The sequence below is a fragment of the Pseudophaeobacter sp. genome, assembly GCF_048267565.1.
Lineage (GTDB): Bacteria > Pseudomonadota > Alphaproteobacteria > Rhodobacterales > Rhodobacteraceae > Pseudophaeobacter > Pseudophaeobacter profundi.
Genome location: NZ_JBLWXG010000012.1, coordinates 57967 through 81498 on the forward strand (window position 1 = coordinate 57967; position 23532 = coordinate 81498).

The following is a 23532-nucleotide window of genomic DNA, read 5'->3' on the forward strand; positions in this document are numbered from 1 at the left end:
CCCCGCCGTAGGGTCGCGGCACCCCTGCAGGTTGTCGTTGGCGGGGCATTACATACCATTACTTCTGATATTTCGGGATATTCCATGACCAGCCTGTTGCGCCGTCTTTCATACCTCTGCTTTGTATTGTGCCTTGGGCTTGTGTCGGCAATAATCCTGAATTCAGGCGCGGCCAGGGCGGCGCCGGTGGGGCCAGATTTCTCGCTGCAGTTCAGCCCCGATAGTATCTCCGCCGACGGGCAGTCGGTGCTGACCTTTACCATCGACAACAGCACCGGACCGGCGGCGCAGGATCTGGCCTTTAGCGGCACCCTGCCCACAGGGGTCACCATTGCCAGCGGCAGCCAGACCAACAGCTGTAACAACAGCAGCCTCAGCGCCACGGCGGGCGGCAACAGCATCAGCCTGACCGGTGGACGCCTGGGCAGTGGCAACTCTTGTATCGTATCGCTGCCCGTCACCTCCAGCACGGTGGGCACCCAGACCTTCACCACCGGGGATCTGACCTCGGACCAGGGCAATAGCGGCGCCGCCAGTGATGATCTGACGGTCACCGCCAGCACCGCCAATTTCACCGCCTCGGTCAGCCCGACAGCGGTAGACCCCGGCAGCTCTGCCACCCTGGGCCTGTCTTTTGACGTTGTGGTCCCCGCAGGCGGGACCTTCAATGAATGGCGGTCTTCCTCTCTGACCCTGGCCCTGCCCACAGGGGTGGAATTTGCCTCGCCGCTGAACAACGCGATCAGCGGCTGTAGCGGCACCTTGGCGGCGGATCGTGACGCCGGCACCCTAAGCTTTACCGGTGGTCTGCTGCAAACAGAGGGCACCTATAGCTGCAGCATCAGTTCCGCGCTGACAGGCGTGACCTCGGATGGCTACCTGCTGGACGCCGATCTCACCATCCGCGACGCCTTTGGCGGACCTGTCATCACAGAGACCAAGACCACCGCCTTCACCGTGAATGGCCTGCCGACAGATGGCATTGGCCTGTTCAAGAGCTTTGATGTCGCCCAGGCGGGGGCGGGCGAGACCGTGACCCTCAGCTTTGTGCTGCAGAACACCAGCCGCAGCGGCAGCGCCACTGATATCAGCTTTAGCGATGATCTGGATGCGATGCTGTCGGGGCTGGCCGCCACTGCCCTGCCCGCAGATGGGTTCTGCGGTGCCGGATCCAGCCTGACCGGCAGCAGCAGCCTGACCCTGAGTGGCGCTTCGCTGGCCTCTGGCGACAGTTGCGCCTTTGATGTGTCAGTGCTGATCCCGGCCGGGGCTGCCAGCGGCAGCTATACCAACACCACCAGCGCGGTGAGTGCCAGCATTGCTGGCAGCCCCTATAGCGGCGGCACCGCCAGCACCACACTGTCGGTGCTGGGCGATGGCGGCCAGGGCGCCAGCCTGAGCAAACAGGTGGTGAATGCCCCGGTTGCCCCTGGCAGTACCGCGACCCTGCGCTATACGCTGAGCAACCCCAATTCGGCGCAGGCCCTGACGGATATCACCTTTCAGGAGGTCATCACCGATATCACCGGAACCAATTCTGTCTGGACTTCGGCCCTGCCGGCAGGCGGCAGCTGCGGCGCAGGCAGCAGCTTTGCGCAAGTTTCACCGAATACAGATAGCTGGGCGATGCGGGTGAGCGGTGCCAACCTCGCGGCTGGCGCGACCTGCAGCTTTGATCTGATCCTGAACGTGGATGCAAACGTACCGCCAGCCAGCTATCCCTTCAGCACCGATGAGGTCAGCGCAACGGTCAATGGCAATACCGTCACGACGGCAGCGGCCAGCGCGACATTGGATGTCGCAGGTGGTGCCAATCTCAACTTTTCCCAGGCCTTTGCCGCCGATATTCTGGGGGCAGGTCAGAGCACAACCCTGACCTTCAGCCTGTCCAGCGCCGCGGAATCGCCCAGCACAGCCACCGGGCTCAGCTTTACCGATGATCTGGGCGCTTTTCTGACCGGTGCCACCTTCAGCACCGTGAGTGACAGCTGCGGCGGCACCCCGGCACTCTCGGCGGGTGACACCCTGCTCAGCTATAGCGGCGGCAGCCTTGCGCCGGGGGACAGCTGTGACATCGTGATGTCCGTGGCCATTCCCGCCGGGGCCGCAAGCGGAAACTATACCAATACCACCAGCACCCTGACCGGCAGCGCCGGCGGCGAGGCAACAACGACGGCGGCGGCCACGGATTCGATCAAGATCCTGGTGGCCCAGGCGCTGACCCTCAGCGCGTCCTTTGACATTACCGAGCCCCTGCCCAGCGAAGAAATCACCCTGACCTATCGGCTGAGCAACCCGGACAGCACCTATACCTATTCCGGCATCAACTTTACCGACGAGTACTCTCGGACCCTGTCCGGCCTGGCGGTCGTTGCCCTGCCCACCGGAGGGTTCTGTGGTGGCGGCTCTGCCAGCGGCACCACCACCGGAAGCTTCAGCGGCATGTCGCTGGCGCCAGGGGAAAACTGCGATATTGCTGTCACCCTGGCCGTGCCCGCGGGGGCCGCCGATGGCAGCTATATAACGTCCACCACGGCCGTCAGGGCAACCCTGAACAGCGCCACTGTCCTCCTTGACCAGATGCTTGCCAACTTTGATGTCAGCACCGCTCTGCTCAGCCTGAGCAAATCCTACGCCAGCACCCCAACCGCCCCCGGGGACAGTGTGGTGGTGGATTACACGCTGAGCAATGACAGCAGCCGGGCGCTGACCGCCATCGCCTTTAGCGATGATCTGGACGCGCAGCTCAGCGGGCTGACCTCTACCTCCGGGGCCCAGTCCGATATCTGTGGCGCGGGATCGTCCTTCAGCGGTTCTGGAATGCTGAGCTTTGCAAACGGCACTCTGGCGGCAGGTGCCAGCTGCAGCTTCAGCGTCACGCAGGAAGTACCCGGCGGCACCAGTGCCACGATCTATGCGGGCACCACCAGCAGCCTGACGGCCCAGACCAGCGGGCTGGCAGTGACCGGGCCAGCAGCCGCGGCGGATCTGACCGTCAGCGCCTTTGCCCTGCCCAGTTTCACCAAGAGCTTTGCCGACCCGGTTCTGGGTGCCGGCGGCAGCACCACCGTGACCTATCAGATCACCAATAATGATGGCAGTGCCAGCCTTTCGGGGCTGCGCTTTACCGATGATCTGGACGCCGCCCTTTCCGGGCTGGTGGCCAGTGCCGGCACCGGCAGCAATCTCTGCGGCAGCGGCTCGGTGGTTTCCGGCACCAGCGAGGTCACCCTGACCTCTGGCAGCCTGGCACCGGGCGCCAGTTGCAGCATCACGCTGACCCTTTCTGTCCCCGGCACGGCCAGCGCCGGCAGCTATCCCGGCAGCAGCAGCACCCTGACGGAAAACGGTGGATTTGCCGCCAATGCCGCCAGCGCCAGCTTCACCATTGCTCCGGCCCCGCTGTACAGCAAGAGCTTTGCCACATCCCCGATTGTGCAGGGCGATACCACAAGCCTGACCTTCAGCATCGACAACAGCGCAGCCTCGATTGCGGCCAGCGGGCTGGATTTCACCGATAACCTGCCGACAGGTCTGGTCATCGCCCCAAGTGCCAATGTCAGCTCCACCTGCACCGGCGGCACCATCACCGCACCGGCCGGGGCCGCGAGCCTCAGCTATACTGGCGGCACGCTTGCTGCGGGGGCCAGCTGCAGCCTTTCGGTGGATGTGCGGGCAACCACGGCGGGGGGGCTGGTCAATACCACTGGAAATCTGACCTCTTCGCTGGGCAATTCCGGCAGTGCCAGCGCCACGCTGACTGTCAGCGCCGCGCCGCTGCCCGGCTTTAGCAAGAGTTTTGCCGACAGCAGTGTCACCCTTGGGTCTGGCACCAGCTTGACCTTTACCATCGACAACAGCAGTGCCCTGATCGAAGCCAGCGCACTGGATTTCACCGATACCCTGCCTGCCGGGCTTGCCCTGGCCAGCCCCGCCAATGCCAGCACCACCTGCGCCGGTGGCACCCTGACCGCTGCGGCCGGGGCCACCAGCCTCAGCTATAGCGGCGGCACGCTCGCCGCTGGCGCCAGCTGCAGTCTCAGCGTTGATGTCATCAGCTCTGCCAGCGGCAGCCTGATCAATACCACGGGCGATCTGACCTCTTCGCTGGGCAATTCCGGCAGTGCCAGCGCCACGCTGAAGGTGCCCAGCCTGGAATTTGACAGCCCGCTGGCCGGGGATGATGTCGTCAATTCCGCCGAGGCCCCAACCGTCACCCTGTCCGGCAGCACGAATCTGATCGAAGACGGCCGAAGCGTCAGCCTGGTGGTCACCGACAGCAGCAGTGCCACGGTCACCGGCAGCGCCACGGTCACCGGCGGCAGCTGGAGCACGGATCTGGACCTCAGCCCTCTGAGCGATGGCAGCCTCAGCCTGACTGCGGATGTTACCGATGCAGCAGGCACGCCGACACCACAGGCAACCGCCAGCCTCAATCTGGATACCGATGCGCCCTCGCTGGAATTTGACAGCCCGCTGGCCGGGGATGACATCGTGTCAGCAGCCGAAGTCAGCGCGGTCACCCTGTCCGGCAGCTCTGCCGGGGTGGAAGACAGCCAGAGCGTGACCCTGGTGGTCACCGACAGCGCCAGCGCCACCGTCAATGGCAGCGCCACGGTGAATGGCAATGCCTGGAGCGTGAACCTCGATCTCAGCCCGCTGGCCGATGGCCCCCTGACCCTGACCGCAGATGCCATGGATGCGGCGGGCAATCCGGTAGATCAGGCCAGTACAACGCTGACCCTGGATCAGAATGTGCCTGCGGGCTATAGCGTCAGTCTTGATCAGGATCCGGTCAATATCAGCGCAGAAACCGCGCTCAGCTTTACCTTTGCCGGGGCCGAGACCGGCATCCAGTACAGCTATAGCATCACTTCGGATGGCGGCGGCACACCGGTCACCGGCAACGGGACCCTGGCCAGCGCCAGCGACCAGATCGCCGGGCTGGATGTCTCGGGGCTTGCGGATGGCACGCTGACGCTGTCGGTTGTGCTGACCGATGTCGCGGGGCAAAGCGGCCCTGCCGCCAGCGATACCACCCGCAAGGACACCAGCCAGCCGCTTGTCACCCTGAGCGCGCCGACAACGGCCCAAAGCGGTGCCTTCACCCTTGATCTGGACTTTAACGAGAGCGTCACCGGCCTGGTGGCCAGCGCCCTGGTGGTGGAGGGCGGCAGCGCCGCCAGCCTGACCGGCAGCGGCACCAGCTACAGCCTGACCGTGACCCCGGACCATGATGGCACCATGACCCTGACCCTGCCGCAGAACAGTGCCGTCAATGCCGATGGCAATGGCAACCTGGTCAGCGATCCGGTGACCGTCGAGGCGCATCTGACCGGCACGCCCGATCCTACGCCGCCCGCCGATGCCGATGGCGATGGCATTCCCGATCATCTGGAAAGCAGCAGCGCCGACCGCGATGGCGATGGGATCGTCGACAGCGCCGACTATGACCCGCAGGGCTATTTCTACTGCGAAGATGATGGCCGCATCCTGTCAGGCGGCGGCATTACGGTGACCGGTCCCGGCGGTTCCAACAGTTCGGTGGGGATTGCCAATGGCATCAATATCGTGCGCGATGGCTCCAGCGGGGAATTCCAGTGGTTTGCCCTCTCTCCCGGCAGCTATAGCGTTGCCTACAGCTATCCTGCCAGCGGCAGCGCCAGCACCACGCGCCTGTCGTCGGGCACGCTGGACGTGACCTCGCTGCTGCCGGCCAATCCGGCGGTGCTGGGCTCGACCGAGGTGGGCTCAACCGGCTTCCTGGCGGATGCCTCCCTGGCGGCCAACCCGGTATTCTACGATAACTTCACGATTGAAGCCGGCGATCCGGATGTGCTGGCCAACAATATCCCGATGACCAACTGCGAGGTCATCGAGGTGACAGCCAGCGCCAGCGATACCGGCGCCGAGGCCAATGGCGCCGCCACCGACAGCGTCAGCTTTACCGTCAGCCTGAGCAAGGCCGCCAGCCAGGACAGCGTGATCAGCTACAGCCTGGGCGGCACCGCCACCTCCGGGGTGGATTACACCGCCCCCAGCGGCAGCGTCACCATCGCGGCGGGCGATACCTCGGCGCTGGTCGATCTGACAGTACTGGAAGACGGGCTGATCGAGGGCAGTGAAACGGTGATCTTCACCCTGACCTCTGTCACCTCGACGGATACGGCGGTGCGGTTGTCGACCACCACGGCGGATCTGACCCAGAGCACCAGCATCACCGATGATGACCTTGCCAACATTGCGGTGACCAATGATGATCTTACCGCATCCGAGAATGGCCGCGACACTGCGGCGATGTCCTTTGTTCTGATGGGGCAGCCGGGGCAGGATGTGGTGCTGAATTTCACCGGCGATGCCCAGTGCGGCGTCTCGCCTGCAATGCTGACCTTTACCAGCGCCAATTATGCCAGCGCCCAGACCCTGACCATTGCCGCGCTGGATGACGATGTGGTGGAAGGCGCGCATAGCTGCCAGCCCAGCGTCAGCGTCAGTTCGGCCGATAGCGCCTTTGACGGCTTTGGCCTGGCCCTGGCGCAGGTCACCGTCAGTGACGACCTGATCGACCAGATCCGGGAACCGCTGACCGAGATCCTGAAAAACGATGTCGAAGAAACGGTGCAGACCCAGCAGCGCTATTTCAATGGTATCGCCAAGGGCGCCCTGGCGCGGTTGCAAGCGGGCGAGGCCGGGCTGGGCTGTGGCTCTCTGGCCGGGTTTGACATTGATGGCAGCATCAATACCCAGGGCAGCAATGGTCAGAGCGACGGCACCTTTGGCTATGATGTCTACAATTGCAGCAGCGGCAGCCGCAGCATCCTGGCCGGCAGCTTCAGCCTGACCCGGACGGAAAACATCGGCACCCAGGCGCTGGTGCAATTCTCCAGCCAGCGCGAACGCTTCCTGTCTGAAACCGACCTGCGCGGCAAGTTCTGGGGCGGCTATCTCAGCCGGACCAATGTCACCGGGCTGGCGGATGGATCGATCAACGGGGTCGGCGTCAATGCCGGGATCTATGGGGCGCGCCAGTTGGGCGATGGGCTGTTCCTTGATTATTACGCGGCGGGCGGCTTTGGCCATCACCGCTTTGATCTCAGCTTTGCCGCCACCGGTGGTGCGATCCAGGCCGATGGCAGCTATGACTATGCCGCTGCCTTTGCCGGGGTGGCCCTGTCAGGACAGCACCAGCTGGACAAGATGCTGATTACCCCGCGCGTCGGGCTGGATCTGGCCTATGCGCTGACCGGCGATGCCGATGTCAGTGCCAGCCAGCTGTCCCAGACCGATACCGGCAGTATTGATATCCCCGATTACAACGGCGGGCGTCTGTTTGCCGAGGTGGCGTTTTCCGGCTTTGGCCCCGGGGCAAGCGATGCTGATCCACGCGCCAGCCAGGCCGAGATGGCGCTGACGCCACGGGTGATCTGCGAGGTCTCGTCCTATGACAGCAGCCTGGGCTGTGGGCTGGGGCTGGGCTTCCGCCGTGAGGTGTTCAATCCAACAACGGGACTGATCTACAGTTTTGAAATCGACTATGAAAATATCGATGATACTGACCGGTTGAGCATTGATTTCCACCGGGAACGCCGTTTTTTCAATGATCAGGGTGCGGTTGTGACCCGCCTGTCGATGCCCGGCGTCGACAGCCTGAAGATCGAGCACGGGGTGCGGTTGGACTTCTGATCCGGCGCGGCCGCCCCTAGGGGCGGCCGATCTTTGCACGGGACGAGCGCGGGCCTGACACTGGCCTGACACCGGACTGGAACGGGGCAATAAGGTCGGCCTATTGGCTCCAGTTCCGGGCCAGATGCTGCGCCCGGCTCTGGGCTTGCAGGATCTGCGCCGAAGGGATCTGTCTGGCCAGGCTCGCGGCCAGATCGCTGGCCATTGCCGCCAGATCTGGCTCACCGGCGGCAATGGCCAGCACCAGCCACATATAGGCCAGCATGTGATCCTGCGGCAGCAGGCGCCCCTCGACATAGAGCAGCGCCAGGTTGACCATTGCCGCCGCCTGCCCGCCCTGGGCCGCCGCCTGCAACAGCTGTACCGCCAGCAGTTCCTCCCGCCGCGAGGTTTGGGTTTCGGGTTGCAGGATCAGCCAGCCCAGCTGGAACTGCGCCACCGGATCGCCCGCCTTGGCCTGCTGTTGCAGCTGCTGCAGATCGGCAGCAGCACGCGCGGGCCGTTCCAGGCTGGGATCATAGATCGCCCCGGCTGCCGTGGTCTGGATCAGGGCAGCCCCGCCCCGCGCCAGATCCGCGGCCTGTCGGTAAAGCGCCTGCGCCCGCGCCTCGTCCAGCGCCACGCCAAAGCCATTTTCATAAAGGGTGCCCAGATTGTTCAATGCCACCGCCAAGCCCTGATCAGCCGCGGCCTGAAACAGCTGCGCGGCGCGGGCATAGTCCTGCCCCGGCCCGGTTTCGCGCACATAAAGCAGGCCCAGATTGTTCAGCGCCCGGGCATGGCCCGCCGCCGCCGGCGCCTGATAGAGCTGGCGTGCCCGCTCCAGATCCTGCGATACCCCGGTGCCATTCTGATAAAGCACGCCCAGACTGACCGCCGCATCCATATGGCCCAGCTTTGCCGCCTGCTGATAGAGCCGGGCGGCGCGGGCCGGATCGGCCAGCGGTGCCTCCGCCTGTTCCAGCAGACTGGCCAGATAGAACAGCGGCTCGGCTGTGCCATCGGCTGCGGCCTGTTCCAGAAACTGCAGGGCGCGGGCCGGATCCGCCGTGACGCCCAGCCCCTGCAGATAGATCTGTCCCAGCCGTATCTGCGCGCCACTGTGGCCCTGCTCGGATGCGCGCAAGAACCAGGCAACCGCCGCCGCGTGGTCCTGCATCAGCAGGCTGCCGCGCTGCAATTCATCCCCCAGCTGATACTGCGCCTGCGCCTCGCCTGCCTGGGCTTTGGCGCGCAGATCCGCCAGAGGATCCACCAGAGGATCCACCGGGGCAGAGGAGGCAGCCGGGGAAGGGCCCTGCTTTGGTGTTTCTGCCAGGGCCACCCCACCACATAGCCACAGCGCCGACGTCAGCCCCAAGAGCGCCAGCGCCTGCTGCCGACGCCTGTCTCGCCCGCCCTCTTGCCTGATGTCTGGCCTGATGTCTTGCCTGATATCCCGGCTCATTCTGTGCCCCGCTCTGGCTGGGCCGCGGCAAAGAAATCCCGCACCTGGGTCTGGGCCTCGGCCACCTGCTCGGGGGTCATCAGATCGGCAAGGGTAGCGCGCATTTCCAGCGCAGCGCTGCTGCCGCCTGCGGCGGCGATATTGAGCCATTTATGCGCCTGCACATAGTCCTGCGAAACACCTTCGCCCTGAATATACAGCCGTCCCAGCTGATGCTGGGCCTGCGTCGCCCCCCGCTGGGCCGCCTGCAGCAGCCAGGGCACTGCCGCTGCCGGATCTTCTGCCAGCAGCCACTCACCCCAGGCCAGCTGAGCCGGGCGCAGCCCCGCCTCGGCCTGACGACGCAGCCAGTCGGCGACGGCGGCGCTATCCTGTGGCGCTGCGTCCCGCAGGGCGGCCACCCAGGGCACCATGCGATGTGGTGCCATTCTGCCGTCCAGCTGCCCGTTCAGGGCCATTGTTCCCAGATGCAGCAGGGCAGCCTGGCTGCCCTGCTCTACCGCTTGGCGATACATCTGGATCGCCTGATCCAGCGCGGCGCTTTGCTCTGCCGTTGCAGTCGGGGTATCGGCCGATACCGCCGCCTGTTCCAGCATCTGTCCCAGGGCATAACTGGCACGCGGCGCGCCTGCCTTGGCGGCTTTGCGCAGCAGGCTCCGGGCCTGTTGCGGATTGCGGGCAATCCCGCTGCCCCCCTGCAGGGCCAGCCCCAGCGTTTCCGTCGCTGTCAGATCCCCCGCCGCAACCCCAAGAGCCAGCCAGCGCAGCGCCTCATCCGGGTTGGCCGCGACCCCGTCACCCTTGAGATATTTCTGGCCCAAAGCCACCTGTGCACGCAGAAAGCCGCCTTCGGCAGCGCGGCGCAGCCAATTCAGCGCCTCTGCCGGGTTGCGCGCGATCCCTTGGCCACGATCCAGCGCATAGGCCAGATAATACTGGGCCTCGCCATGGCCCGACTGGGCCGCCGCCTGCAGCCAGCGCAGCGCCGCTGCCGGGTCGTTGGCCAGACCCAGCCCCTTGTGCGGGGCCAGCGCACCCGCCTCTGATGTTCCTGCCTCTGGCGCGGGGCCTGCACCGCTGGCATAGGCCTGGCTCAGCAGAAACTGGGCCTCGGCTTCGCCGTTTTCTGCCGCGACCTGCACCCAGGTCTGCGCCTCTACCGGATCGGCCGCGACCCCCTGCCCGGTGCTATAGAGCAGGCCCAGGTAATACTGCGCCGCCGGGTCACCGCGCACCGCAGCCCGGCGCAGCAGCACCGCCGCGCGCCGGGGGTCTGCGGCGGGACCGCCCGGCGGTGGCCGCAGGTAAAGCCGCGCCAGCAGCACCGCGGCTGGCAATTGGTTCTGTGCTGCGGCGCGTTCCAGCCAGTCTTGTGCGGCCGCCAGATCCTGCGGCCCGCCGCGGCCCTCCAGCAGCACCCGGCCATAGCGATACTGGACAAGGGGCCCGCCGCCTTCGCTGGCCAGCTGTTTCAACCCCTGGCGCACCCTGGCAAAATCACCCGCTGCCCAGGCGGCTTCGACGGCCGCCATGTCAAGGGCAGCGTCTGTGTTCAGGGGGGGCTCTTCTGCCCCTGTTTCCGTCGCGGTCAGGGGCGCTGCCGAAACAGGGCCAGCCTCTTCGGCACCAAGCACCAGAGGTGGCAGCAGGAAACACAGGCTCAGGGGCAGGAGCTTGCGGGAAAAATACCAAAAGGTCTTCAAAATCGCCATCTGTCTCACGTTTCAAAAGGTTTGAAGGAAAGCTGCCAATCTGCTCCGGTCAGGCTGCAGCCGGAGCCTAAGGCCGGGGCGCGGCAAGATCAAACAATCCGGTCCTGTTGCCTGGTTAGCCGGGCAAGACCCCAGTGGCGCGCAGCAGCCAGATCACAAACCCCGCGCCACAAAGCGCGGTGCCAAAGGGCAGCGCCTGTTGGCCCAGGGCGGGCAAGGCTTCGGTGCCGCGCCGCGCCGTTACCCTGCCTCTTCGCCAGCTGACCACCCCAGCCCCCAGCCCCAGTACCGCGGCGATCAGGACCAGCAGCGGCAGATCAAACGGCCCGGCAAAGGCCCCCAGCCCCAGCATCAGCTTCACATCGCCCAGCCCCAGGCCTTGGCGATGGCGCAGCCAGCGATAGCCCCGCCGCAGGGCCCAGAAACTGCCGCTGCCCAGCACCGCCCCCAGCACCGCCTGCCCCAGATCCTGCGCCCCGCCTTGCCCGCCGCCACCAAAGGCGGAAAAGCCCAGCACCCCCAGGGCCAGGCTGGCGGTCAGCAGGTCCGGCAGGCGCAGCCACAAGAGATCACTCATCGCCAGGGCCAGCAGCCCCCAGAGGAAAAGACAGGAAAACAGCACCGCCGCGCTGCCGCCCGCCGCCGCCAGCGCCAGCACCGCCGCGCCGGTGGCCGCAATCTCCAGGTAAAGCTGCCAGGCCGGGATCGCTGCGCCACAGGATCGGCACAGCCCCCGCGCCCAGACAAAAGACAGGATCGGCACCAGATCCCGGGGCGTCAGCCGGTGGCCGCAGCTGCGGCAGCATGAGGGCGCGCGCACCACATCTTCGCCCCGCGGCAGGCGATCAACCAGGACGCCCAGAAAGGATCCAAAGGCCGGCGCCAGAAGCAACAGGAACAGCGTCAGCCCAAAGGGCCATATATCCTGATCCGGGGTCATGCCGCCTGTCTTTCCTTTTGTCTGTGCTGTCACAGCCGATCCGGCCCAGGCCGTTTGTGCCATCAGAGGCAGGTTTTCACGGCATGCGACTGGCGGGTGATGGACAAGCCTTCCCCCCCTCCCTTATCATGCGGGCAAGCAAATGAAAGTCACCCATGGTCTCTGTTTTTCCTGCCTGTTTTGCGCCCCGCCGCTGCGATCGGGCTGCGCCTCGCCCCGCTCATCCGCCAGCCCATCGGCCAGATCATCCGCAAGGCCGCCAAGCAGGCGACGCCGGGTTTTCCCTGCTAGAGCTGATGGTGGTGGTGGTGATTCTGTCGATCCTGGCGCTGGTGGTGGTGCCACGGGTGATTGACCGCCCCGATCAGGCCCGCGCCGCCCGCGCCCGTGCCGATATCGCCTCGGTGGTCAGCGCCGTCAAACTCTACCGGTTGGATAATTTCCGCTATCCAACCACCGAACAGGGGCTTCAGGCGCTGGTCAGCCGCCCCAGCAGCGATCCGCTCGCCGCCAACTGGGCCGAGGGCGGTTATATGGATCGGCTGCCGATGGATCCCTGGGGCCAGCCCTATCAGTATCTCTCGCCCGGGGTGCATGAAGAGTTCGACATCTTCAGCTATGGCGCCAATGGCCAGGCCGGGGGCACGGGGGCGGATCAGGATATCGGCTCATGGACCCTGCAATAGAGCCTGATTTTCAGGATGAAACCGGCGGCTTTACCCTGATAGAGCTGCTTGTCTGCATTGCCATTCTGTCGGTCCTGGCCTTTGGCGCCAGCCTGGCACTGCCCCGTGGCAGCGCGGCGGCAGACCGCGACATGGCGCTGTTTCAACGACAGTATACCGTACTGCGCCAGCGGGCCATCACCCGGCAGGTCACAGCCGGGCTGGCGGTGGATGCCAGCGGGATGCGCCAGGCCAGACGGCAGTTGAACGATCAGCAGCAGCCCAACTGGCAGCTCTCGCCGCAGCAGCTGCGCTGGCAGGGCCAGGTGGTCTTTGCCGGCCTGGGCCGCCTGGCCAGCCGCGCGGCGGATCGTCCGCAGATCCAGTTCCTTGCCGATGGGCGCAGCTCGGCCTTTGTGATCCGGTTTTCCCAGCGGGGGGGCGGGCGACAGGCCAGCTGTCGCAGCGATGGCTGGACGGGGCTGACATGCAGCCGTTCCTGAAACGCTCCAGCCGGGGCTTCACCCTGATCGAACTGGCCCTGGCCATTCTGGTGCTGGCGCTTGGCACCCTGGCGGCGCTGCGGGCCAGCGATCAGTCACGTCTGGCCATTGGCGGCGAGACCCCACGGCTTCTGGCCCGCATTGCCGCCCGCAACCGCGCCGAAGAGCTGCAGCTCTATGCCGGTGCAGGCCCTGCCCTGCCCGCCGAGGTCAGCCAGGGCGGGCAGCAATTCCTTCTGACAACCCGGCAAGAGATCACCGCCGGGGGCTTGATCAAGACCGAGATCACCGCCCGCAGTACCCAGGGGCCGGGGGCGCAGCTGTTTCTTTACCTGTCGCCAGAGCCGCGCCAATGACACGCCGCGCCACGACAGCCCCCCGGCCGCAGAGGCCACCGCCCGATGGTGTTACAGCCAGGGATCAAACCCGTGATCAAGGGCTCAGCCTGATCGAGCTGGTCCTGGCCATGGGGCTCTTTGCGCTGGTGGCGGTGATGGGGGCACAGGCGCTTACCGGGATGATGCGCCTGCGCGGCGATCTGACCGCGCGCGCCGACCAGAGCGCCGCCCTGAGTGAGCTGACCAGCCTGTTGCGCGCCGATCTGGCGGCGCTGGTGCCAATGCTGTTTTACCCGCCCGACCGCGGCCCCCCCCGCAGCGCCCTTGGATTTTCCCACCGGGAAAATGCGGTGCGGCTGAGCCTGTCCCGAGGCGGGATGGCGCGGTTCGACAGCCCCCTGCCCCCGACCAGTCAGCCCGCCCGCGGGATGGCCACCGGCCGGGTGGAATGGCAACTGCAGAACGGCCAGCTGAGCCGGGCCGTCTGGTCCAGCCTGATGCCGGCTGATCGCAGTTCCTACCATCAGGTTGCAACCGGGCTGGCGCCCCGGCTTGGCGGGGTGCAGGATCTGCGCCTGCGCAGCTATTGGCCGCAGATCGGCTGGGTCGCCGGGGCGCAGGCGCATGGGCTTCAGCCCGGTGCTGTCAGCGATGGCGACCAGGCCGGAATCGGCAGCGAGGTCTATTCCAGCAGCCTGCCCCTGGCAGTGGAATTAACCCTGGTCACCGGAAATTTTGGCGAAATATCCCTTATAGAGAGCCTGAAGTGATCCCGGTGCGCCACCCTGGGGGCAGGCCCGGCGAGCGCGGGTTTGTGCTGGTCAATGCCCTGGTCCTGGTCGCTGCGCTGGCTGGCTTGGCGACCCTGCTGCTGGCCCGGGCCGAACAGGGGCGCAGCCGGTTAGAGGCGGGGCTGGAGGCCGATCAGCTGATGCTGGCGCTGGATGCCTATGATGCGCTGGCGCTGACACAGCTGGCCCGGGATGGCGGCAGCACCGATCACCTGCGCGAGGCCTGGGCGCAGCCCGGCCGACCGCTGGCGCTGGAGCGCGGCGAGGTCTCTGGCCAGATCCGGGATCTGCAGGGCCGGTTCAATATCAACTGGCTCAGCAACCCGGACAACCCGCTGGCGCAGGCGGCCTTTGGGCGATTGCTGGCGCGGCTTGGCCTGACGCCGCAGATTGCCGCGGGGATCCGCAGCTTTGTCACCCCCGGTGCCCGGCCCAGGGACCAGAGCCGCTGGCGGCAGATGGATCCGCCGCAGGATCCGGTGGGCGGCCCGCTGCTCAGCGCCGATCAGCTGGCAGATCTGCCGGGGCTGTCGCCGCGCGCCTATGCCCGGCTGCGGCCCTGGATCACTGCCCTGCCCGGTGACAGTCGCCTGAATGTCAACACCGCCCCCCCCGAGGTTCTGGCCAGCTTTCTGCCGGACCTGCCGGCCGCCGCCCTGGCCCGGCTGCTGCGCCAGCGCGATCACAACGGCTTTGCCTCGGTCGACAGTTTTCTGATCGCCGCCCGGCTGCCGCAAGAGACCGGCTCTGACAGCGGTGCCGGGGCAGAGGCCCCCCGCGAAGACCCCGCAGCGTCGCTGGGCGCCGATCAGCTGACGGTCCAGTCCCAGTGGTTTCGCGTCGACAGCCAGGCCCGGCTGAATCACTCTGGCGCCCACCGCATCAGCCTGCTGCAACGCAGGGCCCGGGGGGCGCGCCCCAGACTGGCCTGGCAGATGACCTATCGCCCCTGATCGCCCCTGACAATTCCACAGCAGAAAAACGCGACATTGCGCGGGCGGGATGCTATCGACAGATGCAGCCCGTAATGAAAGCCGAATGACCCAAATGACCACCGTCAGGAGCCCCGAGTGATGCCCGCCGCCCAGAGTGCCGAATGGGCCAGGCCCGGCTTTGCTTCTGAGACCGCTCCGGGTCCGGACCTTGACCAGGGTGCGGGCCAAGTGGACGGGCAGATGGGTGGCCAGATCATCCGCCAGGATCAACTCTCTGCAGCGGTGCTGGCGCAGATCTCTGCGGAAACGGTGATCACAGTGCCGGGCAGCCAGATCCCGCTGCTGCATCTTGCCCTGCCACCCGGGCTACGGGGGCAGGCCCGCGAACAGGTGGCCAAGCGGCAATTGGCCGACCAGACCGGGCTGGGGCAAAACAGCCTGAGCCTGCGCCCCTTTGTGCCGCAACAGGCAGATCCAATCCGACCGCGCCAGAAGCGCGGGTTTGACAGCTGGACGCGGGTCTTGGCCGGGGACAGCGACTGGCTGCACAGCCTGCAAGATCTCCCCGGTCGGGCGGTGCTGCCGGATTACCTGACCCTGCCCACGGCGGCCGGGATCTGGAGCCTGACGCTGGAGCAGATCGCCGCCCCCCCCGTCCCCGATTCTGGCCCCCAGTCTGGCCCCCAGTCTGGCCCCCAGTCAGGTCCGCTATCTGGCCTGCAATCTGTGCCACTGCTGGTGGCCCGGCTGGGGCCCGGTGATGGTTTCAGCGCCCGCCCCGCCCTGGGGCTGGCCATGCTGCATCAGGCGCTGCAGGCCCCCCCCGGCACAGCACCACAGGCCATTCTGTGGCTGGGGTCGCCAGAGGCGCCAGAACTGGCCGAAATCACAGCAGCAGCCCGCGCCCATGACATTGCCGTCATCCACAGCCCCGCAGAGGCCAAGGCCCTCGACCTGCCCCCGCCCGAACGCTTTGCCCATGGCGAACTGGCCTGCGATCTGCGCCATAATCCGATGGCAGCCCGGGCCCGGCTGGCCACAGCTGTCCTGCCCTGGCGCTGGCCGTTGCTGGCCGCCTGCCTCGCCGCCGGGCTCTGGGCGGCAGGGCAATGGGTCGAACTGACCCGGATCAGCGCTGAAATCGCCGCCCAGACCGCCCGCAATCAGGCCCTGGTCAGGGCGCATTTTGTCCCCAGTGGCCCGATTCTGGATGCCCGCCTGCAGGTCAGCCGTGCCCTTGCCGAGCTGCAGCGCAACAGCGCCGCGGCCGGGGCGCATCTCGATCCGCTAGAGCTGACCGGGCGGCTAGCCCAGGGAGTCACTGCGGCGGGACTGCGGCCCGATCTGCTCAGCTATCGCGCCGGAGAGGGGCTGCTCCTGGCCCTGCGGCTGCCGGATTTTGCCGCCGCCGACCAGCTGGCCGAAACCCTGCGCGCAGCCGGGCTCAGCCCCAGTTTGACCGAATCGCGGGTGGATGAGGCGCGGCGCGGCGTCTATGTCGAATTTGTCATCACAGACCAAAAGCATTCCCCCAAGGCAACACAGGAGCCACAGCCATGACCACGCGGCTGATCGACCTGCTCCTGCCTCTGACCCGGCGCGAACGGTGGCTGCTGGGCGGCGCCGGCCTGGTGATCCTGTTGGCAATCGGTTTTGGCCTGCTTATGCCGCTGCAGGACCGCCACCAACAGGCCAGAACCCAGCTGGCCGAACTGCGCGCACTGGAACAGTGGATCATGGCGCGTATTGGCGAAAAACAGGGCCTAACCCAGGGAAACACTGAAATTTCGCAAGCGCCTATTGGCACCAGCGGTATAGAGGCCGGCCTGATAGAGGCGCATCTGCGCCAGCCGCTCAGCGCGCTTTCGGCCCAGGAGGGCGGCGCCATTGATCTGCGCTTTGACCGGGTGTATTTTATCCAGCTGGGCCAGTGGCTCCGCACAGCGCATCCGGCCTGGGGCTATCGCATCGACAGTTTCCGGCTCGAGGCGCTGGAGGGCGCGGCGGCAGCCGGTCGGGTCGCCGCCTGGATCAGCCTGAGCCCGGCAACACAGGCCCGCTGACAACACAGGCTCGCTGACCCGCTGTTTTGCCCGGTTACCCTGCAACCGGTGCCCGCGCCTGCCCAACTGGACTGGACTGGACTGGATAAAGACTGGGCCGGGGTTACAGCTTTTGCAACCGCGCCTCGATGCTGGCGCGCCGTCCCGCCATGGATCCCAGTGGATCCAGATCATCGCGGGCTTTCAGTACCTCCGCCAGAGCGGCGCTGGCCTGGGTCAGCTGGGCCTTGCCGGGCGCGATCTCGCCCTTGGCCAAAAGCGCCAGACCCAATTCATGCTGGGCCGTGCCCTGCACCGCCAGGGCCGCGCCCCGGGCAGCCCCGCTTTGTCCCTGGGCCAGGGTGCCGGCGATCCGGGCCGCTTCGCCGTAGTTGCCGGCCCGCAGTTCGGCATGGGCATATTCCAGTTGCAGGCGTGGCGCCAAAGGACCGGCCTGGGTGATCAGGCGCTGATAACTGCGGCTGGCGCGGGCGTAATCGCCGCCTTCCAGCGCATTGCGCGCCACCGCATATTTGGCATGAAACCCGCCCTTGCCCGCGGCCTGGGGCCCCAGGCTGTCGCCACAGCTGCCCAGGATTGCAAAGCTCAGGCTGATGATCGCGAATTTGGTCATGGATATCACCTGCATTGCCTGCTCTTTTGTTGTTTAACTTTGGCTGGAAATTTACCATGTTCAGCACAGCCCGTCTATCTGGGCCGGCCCGCAGGCGCGACTGCGGCCAGATCTGTGACCCATATGCGCCTCTTGTTGCAGGGGGCTGCCCCCGGCCCCGCCCAAAGCGCCCGCAAGGAATCCCATGCGCCTGATTGCCCACCTTTTGACCTTTGCCTGCCTGTTGCTGGCGCTGCTGGCCAGCTATCAGCTGTGGCAGCTGTTCAATGGGCCGCAAGAGGGGCGTCAGGATCTGGCAGCGGCGCCCGCTGCCGGACAAGATCTGATGCGCCCTCAATCCGCCAATCCGGCCCCAGATCCGGCCGCCGGTGCCCCACCACCACGCTGGCCCGCGCTGTTTGGTGAAAAGCAACCGCCGCGCCCGGCGACCACCCCGGCAGAACCGCAGCCGCGCGCCCCTTCCCCCGATCTGCCGCCGATCGAGAGCCTGGGCTATGTGCTGAAAGGCCGGGTGCAGGCGGGCAATGCCACCTGGGCCATCGTTGACCACCCCAGCGGCGAACAGCTGCTGCGCCAAGGTGATACGCTGCGCGCCGATATCAAGGTGATGCGGATTGATGGCCAGGGGCTCTGGGTCTCGCGCCAGGGCGGGACGCCAGAATTGCTGGGCTTTGCCGACTGACCCGGTGCACCGCGGCCGCCCCGCCCCAACAGGACAGGATCAGCCAGGATTGGCTAGGCCCAATGAATGCGATCCAGACACGTCGACCCGGTCAATTCGATCACATCACCCTGTCACCACCGCCTGCAGATCAAAGATCGGCAGCAGCACTGCCAGTACAATTACCAGTACCAGCCCGCCCACCAGCATCATCAAGGCAGGCTCTAACAAGGCGGAAATGCGCTTTCGTTCGCTCGACAGGCGATGTTCCACCAGGGCGGCGGCGCGGGCGCTCATCGGGGCCAATCTCACCGAGACCTCGCCCGCCGCAATCAACTGGCGCGCCACAGGCGGCAGACAGGACAGCTGCGCCAGCGCCGAGGACAGGCTTTCGCCCTGCTGCACCCGGCGGGTGACGGCGCGGCCCTCGGCGTGGAACTGCGCCACCGAGAGCACCTCGCTGGCGCTGTCCGTGGCGCTGAGCACCGCATGGCGCGCGCCCAACACCAGGGCCAGGGTGCGCAGATATTGCACCGCTGCCGACAGCCGCATCAGCCGGCCCACCAGCGGCAGGCGCAGCAGCAGCCGGTCGCGCCGCTGACGCAGCCCCGGCAGCCGTGGCACCAAGGCCAGAAACAGCAAGACCGCCACCAGCGCCAGACCAATCGCCCCCGCCCGGTCGCGGATAAAATCCGAAACCGCCAGCACCGCCTGGGTCAGCGGCGGCAGATCCCGCCCCGAGAGCTCAAACAGCGCCACGATCTCGGGCGCGACATTGACCATCAGAATGGCACAGACCAGCAGGGACACAGCGGCGACAAATCCGGGATAGATCAGCGCGGTGGCAATCTGCGCCTTGTCAGAGCCCAATTGTTCCAGATGATCGGCCAGGGCAGTAAACACCGAAGCCAGCTCTCCGGCGCTTTCCCCGGCGCGCAGGGCCGCCAGGTAATAGGGGGCAAAGCCGGCCCCGGTCTGGTTCAGCGCCTGGCACAGGCTGGCCCCATCCAGCAGGGCGGCGCGGGCATCGGCGGCCATGGCATCCAGACTGGAATGGCCCGCACTGCGCACTGCCTCCAGGGCCGCATCAACCGGCAGCTCGGCCTCCAGCATCACGGCCATCTGGCGGGTAAAGACCAGCTGCAATTCCGGGTTCAGCCGCTGGCGCCACGGGGTCCAAAGCGCGGTCTTGCCCAGGTCTTGCCCGGCCTCGGCAGGCCCAGTTGCCGGATCTGGTGACGGATCGGCCCCCGTCTCCTGGGGGGCGGGCTGGAATGCGGGCTGGCGGCGGGCCTCTGCCAGCTCTGCGACAAACAGATCCTGCGCCGCCAGCTGGCGACTGGCATCGCTTTCGGTTTCGGCCACAACCGTGCCGCTGCGCCGTCGCCCGGCATCGGTATAGGCGATATAGCGATAGGCCTTCACATCACATCCCCGACCACCCGCAGCGCCTCTTGCAGGCTGACCTCGCCCATGGCCACCGCCTGTAGCGCCTGGCCTGTCAAAGTCTCTGTCGCCGCCAGCGCCAGCGCCTTCAGCTCGCTCTCGGGGGCGCCGCGATCAATGGCGGCAGTGATTTCAGCGGTTATTTCCGCCATTTCAAAAATACCGATACGCCCGGCATGGCCAGAGCCACCACAGGCAGCGCAGCCCACCGGAGCCTGGATCTGGCCGGGCAGCGCCACCGCATGGCGCTGGAACAGCGCAGCAATGCGGGCCTGTTCGGCGTCATCGATGCGTTGCGGAGCGCGACACTGGCGACACAGGCGGCGCAGCAAACGCTGGGCAATCACCCCGCGCAGGCTGGCCGCGATCAGGAAATTGTCCAGCCCAAGATCCCGCAGCCGCACAATCGCCCCGATCGAGCTGTTGGCATGCAGCGAGGAAAACACCAGATGTCCGGTCAGCGCCGCCTGCGCCGCCGTCTGGGCTGTTTCCTGGTCGCGAATTTCCCCCACCAGAATGACGTCCGGATCCTGCCGTAGCGTGGCGCGCAAGCCCGCGGCAAAGCTCATGCCGATCTCGGCGTTGATCTGGCTCTGGCTGATGCCGGGCAGATCATATTCGATCGGATCTTCCACCGTGACGATATTGCGCTCGGCGCGATCTGCCAGTTGCAACAGCGAATAAAGCGTCGTGGTCTTGCCCGCCCCGGTGGGGCCAGTGGCCAGGATTATTCCATTGGGAAAGCCCGAAAGCCGCTGCAACAGAGCCTGTTGTTGATCGGACAGCCCCAGATCCTGCAGCGGGCGCAGCCCGGTTGAGCGGTCCAGAATCCGCAGCACGATGCGTTCGCCGTAATGGCCGGGCAGCGCAGAAACCCGGGTGTCGATCTGCCGCCCCGCCAGCGCCAGCGGAATGCGCCCATCCTGCGGCAGCCGGGTTTCCGCGATATCCAGCCCCGCCATGACCTTCAGCCGTGACACGATCCGGCGCACCGGCACATCGGCGCGATCCATCACCTCTTGCAAGACCCCGTCGATGCGCATGCGCACCCGAAGACCGGCTTCATGCGGTTCAATATGCAGATCCGACGCCCCGCTTTGCACCGCCCGCGCCAAGAGCTGATTGACCAGGGTGATCACCGGCGCATCGCCCGGCTCATCCAGCAGGTCGCGCTGACGGCGGGCAAAGGCCTGCTCTTCCAGATCAAAGCTCAGCGCGGTTTCGGCGGGCAGGCTGGCTTCGCGGTAGACCCGCGCCAGGGCGGCATCAAAATCAGCCTGCTCCAGCGGCTGAAAGCGCAGGTCAAGCGCCAGGCCAACCCGGCGCTGTGCCTCGCGCAGGCCCAGCTGGGTCACCCCAGGTCCCGCCAGCAGGACCGCCCCGTCCAGCACCAGCTGCTGGTCACGGGCAAAGGCAAAGGGCAGCCTAGTTGCCACTGCCAAACCGCAGCCTGCTGGGCAGCGGCGGAAAGTTCCGCTCTTGCGCCACATCATCAATAAAGCCGGCATCAAAGGGCTGGTTCAGATCGGCCCCGTCAAAGGGCAGTGCGCCCTGACCGTTATAGGGAAAGCGGCCATTGTCCACCGGCGCAATACTGGCGCTGACCTCTTGTGCCTTGCGACTGATCTGGCGGCTGATCCGCTGGGCTTCGGCCTCGTTTGACACCACCTGCGGGCGCAACAACACCAAAAGAACCCGCTGGTTGCTATTGGCGCTTTTGCCGCGAAACAGCCCGCCCACCAGCGGCAGCTCTGCCAGGCCGGGCACCTTTTGATTGACCCCGCCAGAGCCATTTTCCAGCAGCCCCCCCAGCATGATCACATTGCCATCCTGCACCAGTGCCGTGGTCGACAGCGACCGCCGCGAGGTGATTTCCCCGCCGGATGATGCGGTGGTATTGGTCAGGTTGGAGACTTCCTGCTTGATCAACATGCGCACGGTACGGTCGGCATTGATCTGCGGTGTCACATTCAGGGTCAGGCCCACATCCTGGCGTTCGATGGTCTGAAACGGGTTATCAACCGAACTGCTATCGCTGACGGTGGAATAGCTGCCGGTGACAAAAGGCACATTCTGCGCCACCACGATTTCCGCCTCCTGGTTGTTCAGCGTCAGAATGGATGGCGTCGAGAGCAGCCGGGTGGAATTCACCGAAGCAATCGCCGTGATCAGCCCGACAATGCCATCGCCACTGCTGTTCTGGCGCGCCCCGCCAAAGACACCGCCAGAGCCAAGGCTGGGCGCATTGCCATTGGAGACCGAAGAAATCAGATTGGTCAGGGTTGATCGGCCGGGCAGGTCAAACTGGGCGCCGCCCACCAGCGCATTGTTCAGCACGGCGCCAAACTGCACCGACAGATCCGACAGGCCCTGCACCGACATTTCAAAAATCACCGCCTCAACCAGTACCTGGGTCGGGCGCTGATCGAGATAGCGCACCATCTGCACGATCTCGGCGATGCGTTCCTGTGGTGCTGACACCAGCAGGGTATTGGTCTGCAATTCCGGCACAATCCGCACCGGGGCGCGATTGGCGCTATTGCCATCATCGGTATTCAGCGTGCGCATCACCACATCCGCAATCGCCGCCGCATCGGCGTAGTTCAGCGGCACGGTGCGCGACACCACGGTATTACGCTGGGTGTCCAGCTCATCCACCAATGTGCGCACCCGGTGGCGCAGCGCTTCGGATCCTGAAATCAGCAGGGCATTGGAACGCCGGTCAACACTGACCGATGACCCTTCCGGGATCAGATCCATCGATTGCACCACCTGCAGCACCTCTGCAGCATTGGCATTTTGCAGCCGGATGATTTCAATTGGGGCTGCGGCGCGGGGCTGGTCCAGCCGGTCGATCAGCCGTGAAATCCGGTTCAGGTTGGCGCCGCGATCCGAAATGATCAGCCGCTTGGCACCGGGCACTGCCGTCATCACCGCCTCGGGCGGCAGAAGCGGCCGCACCACTTCGATCACCTCTTGCAGCGGCACCTCGCGCACGGCGATCACCCGGGTTTCAAACCCGCTGGGCAACCCGGCACTGCCACCGGAAGACAGCTCGCGCGCCACATTCATCGGCACGATGCGATCCGCCCCGGCACCCTCAACCAGGGTCAGCCGGTTCAGTTCCAGCACCGAAAGGAACACCTCGAACAGATCCTGCGGCGACATCTGGTCCGGGGCCAGCACCGTCACGGTGCCGCGCACGTCCGGGTCCAGCACAAAGCTGCGCCCGGTGGCCTCGGAAACGATTTCAACAAAATTGCGCAGATCCGCATCCCGCAGATCCAGCGTCACCTGGGCGCGCAGCGGCTGCAGCCCCAGTAGCAACAGCACCAGAACCCCGATCCAGAAGCGAAGCCCACTGGCAAAACCAGTCAGGGTCGGCTGTGTCTGTGCGCGCTGTTGCATAGGCTGCTCTTTATACTGCTGCGCCGGGGCACGGGATTGGCCACAGAATCTGCCCCCAGCTGTCTTGGTTACCTGTCAGGCACCATAGCGGTATTGCGCCCAAAAACCATGGGGCTTGGGTCCAATACCGCAAGATATGTGGCGCGCGGGTGGCTCTGCCACAATCGGTGCCACCGACCACAAGCCCCTAGCCCAGCAGATGTTCCAGATACCTGCCATAGTCGTTCTTGGCAAAGAGCTGTGCGCGGGCCTGCAGCTGGTCCCGGTCGATCCAGCCCTGTTCATAGGCGATCTCTTCCGGGCAGCCGGTCTGCAGCCCCTGGCGAT

Annotated in this window: 16 protein-coding genes and 1 pseudogene; 9 read left to right on the plus strand and 8 right to left on the minus strand. The window is 65.9% G+C overall.

Translation table 11 applies throughout. The features are described from left to right. Positions 1–84: 84 nt before the first annotated feature. Entirely contained in the window at positions 85–7683 is a 7599-nt protein-coding gene (locus ACN0VH_RS18645) for a beta strand repeat-containing protein (RefSeq protein ID WP_417701856.1), read from the plus strand. A 100-nt stretch (positions 7684–7783) separates the two neighbouring features. On the opposite strand, the gene ACN0VH_RS18650 is transcribed toward ACN0VH_RS18645, so the two are convergent. The 3 genes from ACN0VH_RS18650 to ACN0VH_RS18660 all read right to left on the minus strand — a co-directional run bounded on the left by ACN0VH_RS18650 (position 7784) and on the right by ACN0VH_RS18660 (position 11782). Further along, positions 7784–9130: a tetratricopeptide repeat protein gene (locus tag ACN0VH_RS18650; protein ID WP_417701858.1), complete on the minus strand. Its 1347-nt coding sequence runs from the start codon at positions 9128–9130 to the stop codon at positions 7784–7786. After that, positions 9127–10842 carry a tetratricopeptide repeat protein gene (locus ACN0VH_RS18655; protein ID WP_417701860.1) on the minus strand — a complete coding sequence of 572 codons (1716 nt, stop codon included), beginning with the start codon at positions 10840–10842 and terminating at the stop codon, positions 9127–9129. The genes ACN0VH_RS18650 and ACN0VH_RS18655 overlap by 4 nt, the downstream gene beginning before the upstream one ends. Before the next feature lie 115 nt (positions 10843–10957). Then, entirely contained in the window at positions 10958–11782 is an 825-nt protein-coding gene (locus tag ACN0VH_RS18660) for a prepilin peptidase (protein ID WP_417701862.1), read from the minus strand. A gap of 155 nt (positions 11783–11937) precedes the next feature. Between ACN0VH_RS18660 and gspG the strand changes: the two genes are divergently transcribed. From gspG to ACN0VH_RS18695, 7 genes are all read left to right on the plus strand, one after another. Continuing rightward, positions 11938–12468 (plus strand): type II secretion system major pseudopilin GspG, encoded by a 531-nt coding sequence (gspG, locus tag ACN0VH_RS18665; RefSeq protein ID WP_417701864.1) that lies wholly within the window; start codon positions 11938–11940, stop codon positions 12466–12468. Beyond that, a complete protein-coding gene (locus ACN0VH_RS18670) occupies positions 12453–12950 on the plus strand; it encodes a GspH/FimT family pseudopilin (protein ID WP_417701866.1) in 498 nt (165 codons plus the stop codon). The genes gspG and ACN0VH_RS18670 overlap by 16 nt, the downstream gene beginning before the upstream one ends. Next, positions 12935–13306 carry a prepilin-type N-terminal cleavage/methylation domain-containing protein gene (locus tag ACN0VH_RS18675; protein ID WP_417701868.1) on the plus strand — a complete coding sequence of 124 codons (372 nt, stop codon included), beginning with the start codon at positions 12935–12937 and terminating at the stop codon, positions 13304–13306. Before ACN0VH_RS18670 ends, ACN0VH_RS18675 begins: the two co-directional genes overlap by 16 nt. Then, a complete protein-coding gene (locus ACN0VH_RS18680; protein WP_417701870.1) occupies positions 13303–14058 on the plus strand; it encodes a type II secretion system protein GspJ in 756 nt (251 codons plus the stop codon). The genes ACN0VH_RS18675 and ACN0VH_RS18680 overlap by 4 nt, the downstream gene beginning before the upstream one ends. A gap of 5 nt (positions 14059–14063) precedes the next feature. Continuing rightward, a complete protein-coding gene (gene gspK / locus ACN0VH_RS18685) occupies positions 14064–15032 on the plus strand; it encodes a type II secretion system minor pseudopilin GspK (protein WP_417701872.1) in 969 nt (322 codons plus the stop codon). A 120-nt stretch (positions 15033–15152) separates the two neighbouring features. Next, positions 15153–16574, plus strand: coding sequence for a type II secretion system protein GspL (gene gspL / locus ACN0VH_RS18690; RefSeq protein WP_417701874.1), 1422 nt, complete (start codon positions 15153–15155; stop codon positions 16572–16574). Next, complete coding sequence (locus tag ACN0VH_RS18695) at positions 16571–17077, plus strand: type II secretion system protein M (RefSeq protein WP_417701876.1); 507 nt, start codon at positions 16571–16573, stop codon at positions 17075–17077. Before gspL ends, ACN0VH_RS18695 begins: the two co-directional genes overlap by 4 nt. Positions 17078–17180: 103 nt before the next feature. On the opposite strand, the gene ACN0VH_RS18700 is transcribed toward ACN0VH_RS18695, so the two are convergent. Then, positions 17181–17690, minus strand: a complete 510-nt coding sequence (locus ACN0VH_RS18700; protein ID WP_417701878.1) for an outer membrane protein assembly factor BamD — start codon at positions 17688–17690, stop codon at positions 17181–17183. Positions 17691–17874: 184 nt separating this feature from the next. Here ACN0VH_RS18700 and ACN0VH_RS18705 point away from each other — a divergent pair, with 184 nt between their 5' ends. Continuing rightward, on the plus strand, positions 17875–18372 hold the full coding sequence (locus ACN0VH_RS18705) for a type II secretion system protein N (protein WP_417701880.1): 498 nt from the start codon (positions 17875–17877) through the stop codon (positions 18370–18372). Between the two features lie 105 nt (positions 18373–18477). On the opposite strand, the gene ACN0VH_RS18710 is transcribed toward ACN0VH_RS18705, so the two are convergent. From ACN0VH_RS18710 to ACN0VH_RS18725, 4 genes and pseudogenes are all read right to left on the minus strand, one after another. Next, a complete protein-coding gene (locus tag ACN0VH_RS18710) occupies positions 18478–19776 on the minus strand; it encodes a type II secretion system F family protein (RefSeq protein ID WP_417701882.1) in 1299 nt (432 codons plus the stop codon). After that, positions 19773–21233, minus strand: a complete 1461-nt coding sequence (locus tag ACN0VH_RS18715; RefSeq protein WP_417701888.1) for a GspE/PulE family protein — start codon at positions 21231–21233, stop codon at positions 19773–19775. The genes ACN0VH_RS18710 and ACN0VH_RS18715 overlap by 4 nt, the downstream gene beginning before the upstream one ends. Next, on the minus strand, positions 21223–23205 hold the full coding sequence (locus tag ACN0VH_RS18720) for a secretin GspD/PilQ domain-containing protein (RefSeq protein WP_417701884.1): 1983 nt from the start codon (positions 23203–23205) through the stop codon (positions 21223–21225). The genes ACN0VH_RS18715 and ACN0VH_RS18720 overlap by 11 nt, the downstream gene beginning before the upstream one ends. A 187-nt stretch (positions 23206–23392) precedes the next feature. After that, positions 23393–23532, minus strand: a pseudogene (locus tag ACN0VH_RS18725) (glucose-1-phosphate thymidylyltransferase); the annotation flags it as partial.

Bases quoted from the DNA above. Each gene is read 5' to 3' on its own strand.
- gspL (WP_417701874.1), top strand. From the start codon at position 15,153: ATGCCCGCCGCCCAGAGTGCCGAATGGGCCAGGCCCGGCTTTGCTTCT.
- ACN0VH_RS18675 (WP_417701868.1), top strand. From the start codon at position 12,935: ATGCAGCCGTTCCTGAAACGCTCCAGCCGGGGCTTCACCCTGATCGAA.
- ACN0VH_RS18655 (WP_417701860.1), bottom strand. From the start codon at position 10,842: ATGGCGATTTTGAAGACCTTTTGGTATTTTTCCCGCAAGCTCCTGCCC.
- ACN0VH_RS18705 (WP_417701880.1), top strand. From the start codon at position 17,875: ATGCGCCTGATTGCCCACCTTTTGACCTTTGCCTGCCTGTTGCTGGCG.
- gspG (WP_417701864.1), top strand. From the start codon at position 11,938: ATGGTCTCTGTTTTTCCTGCCTGTTTTGCGCCCCGCCGCTGCGATCGG.
- ACN0VH_RS18650 (WP_417701858.1), bottom strand. From the start codon at position 9,130: ATGAGCCGGGATATCAGGCAAGACATCAGGCCAGACATCAGGCAAGAG.
- ACN0VH_RS18720 (WP_417701884.1), bottom strand. From the start codon at position 23,205: ATGCAACAGCGCGCACAGACACAGCCGACCCTGACTGGTTTTGCCAGT.
- ACN0VH_RS18645 (WP_417701856.1), top strand. From the start codon at position 85: ATGACCAGCCTGTTGCGCCGTCTTTCATACCTCTGCTTTGTATTGTGC.
- ACN0VH_RS18700 (WP_417701878.1), bottom strand. From the start codon at position 17,690: ATGACCAAATTCGCGATCATCAGCCTGAGCTTTGCAATCCTGGGCAGC.
- ACN0VH_RS18670 (WP_417701866.1), top strand. From the start codon at position 12,453: ATGGACCCTGCAATAGAGCCTGATTTTCAGGATGAAACCGGCGGCTTT.
- ACN0VH_RS18680 (WP_417701870.1), top strand. From the start codon at position 13,303: ATGACACGCCGCGCCACGACAGCCCCCCGGCCGCAGAGGCCACCGCCC.
- ACN0VH_RS18660 (WP_417701862.1), bottom strand. From the start codon at position 11,782: ATGACCCCGGATCAGGATATATGGCCCTTTGGGCTGACGCTGTTCCTG.
- ACN0VH_RS18695 (WP_417701876.1), top strand. From the start codon at position 16,571: ATGACCACGCGGCTGATCGACCTGCTCCTGCCTCTGACCCGGCGCGAA.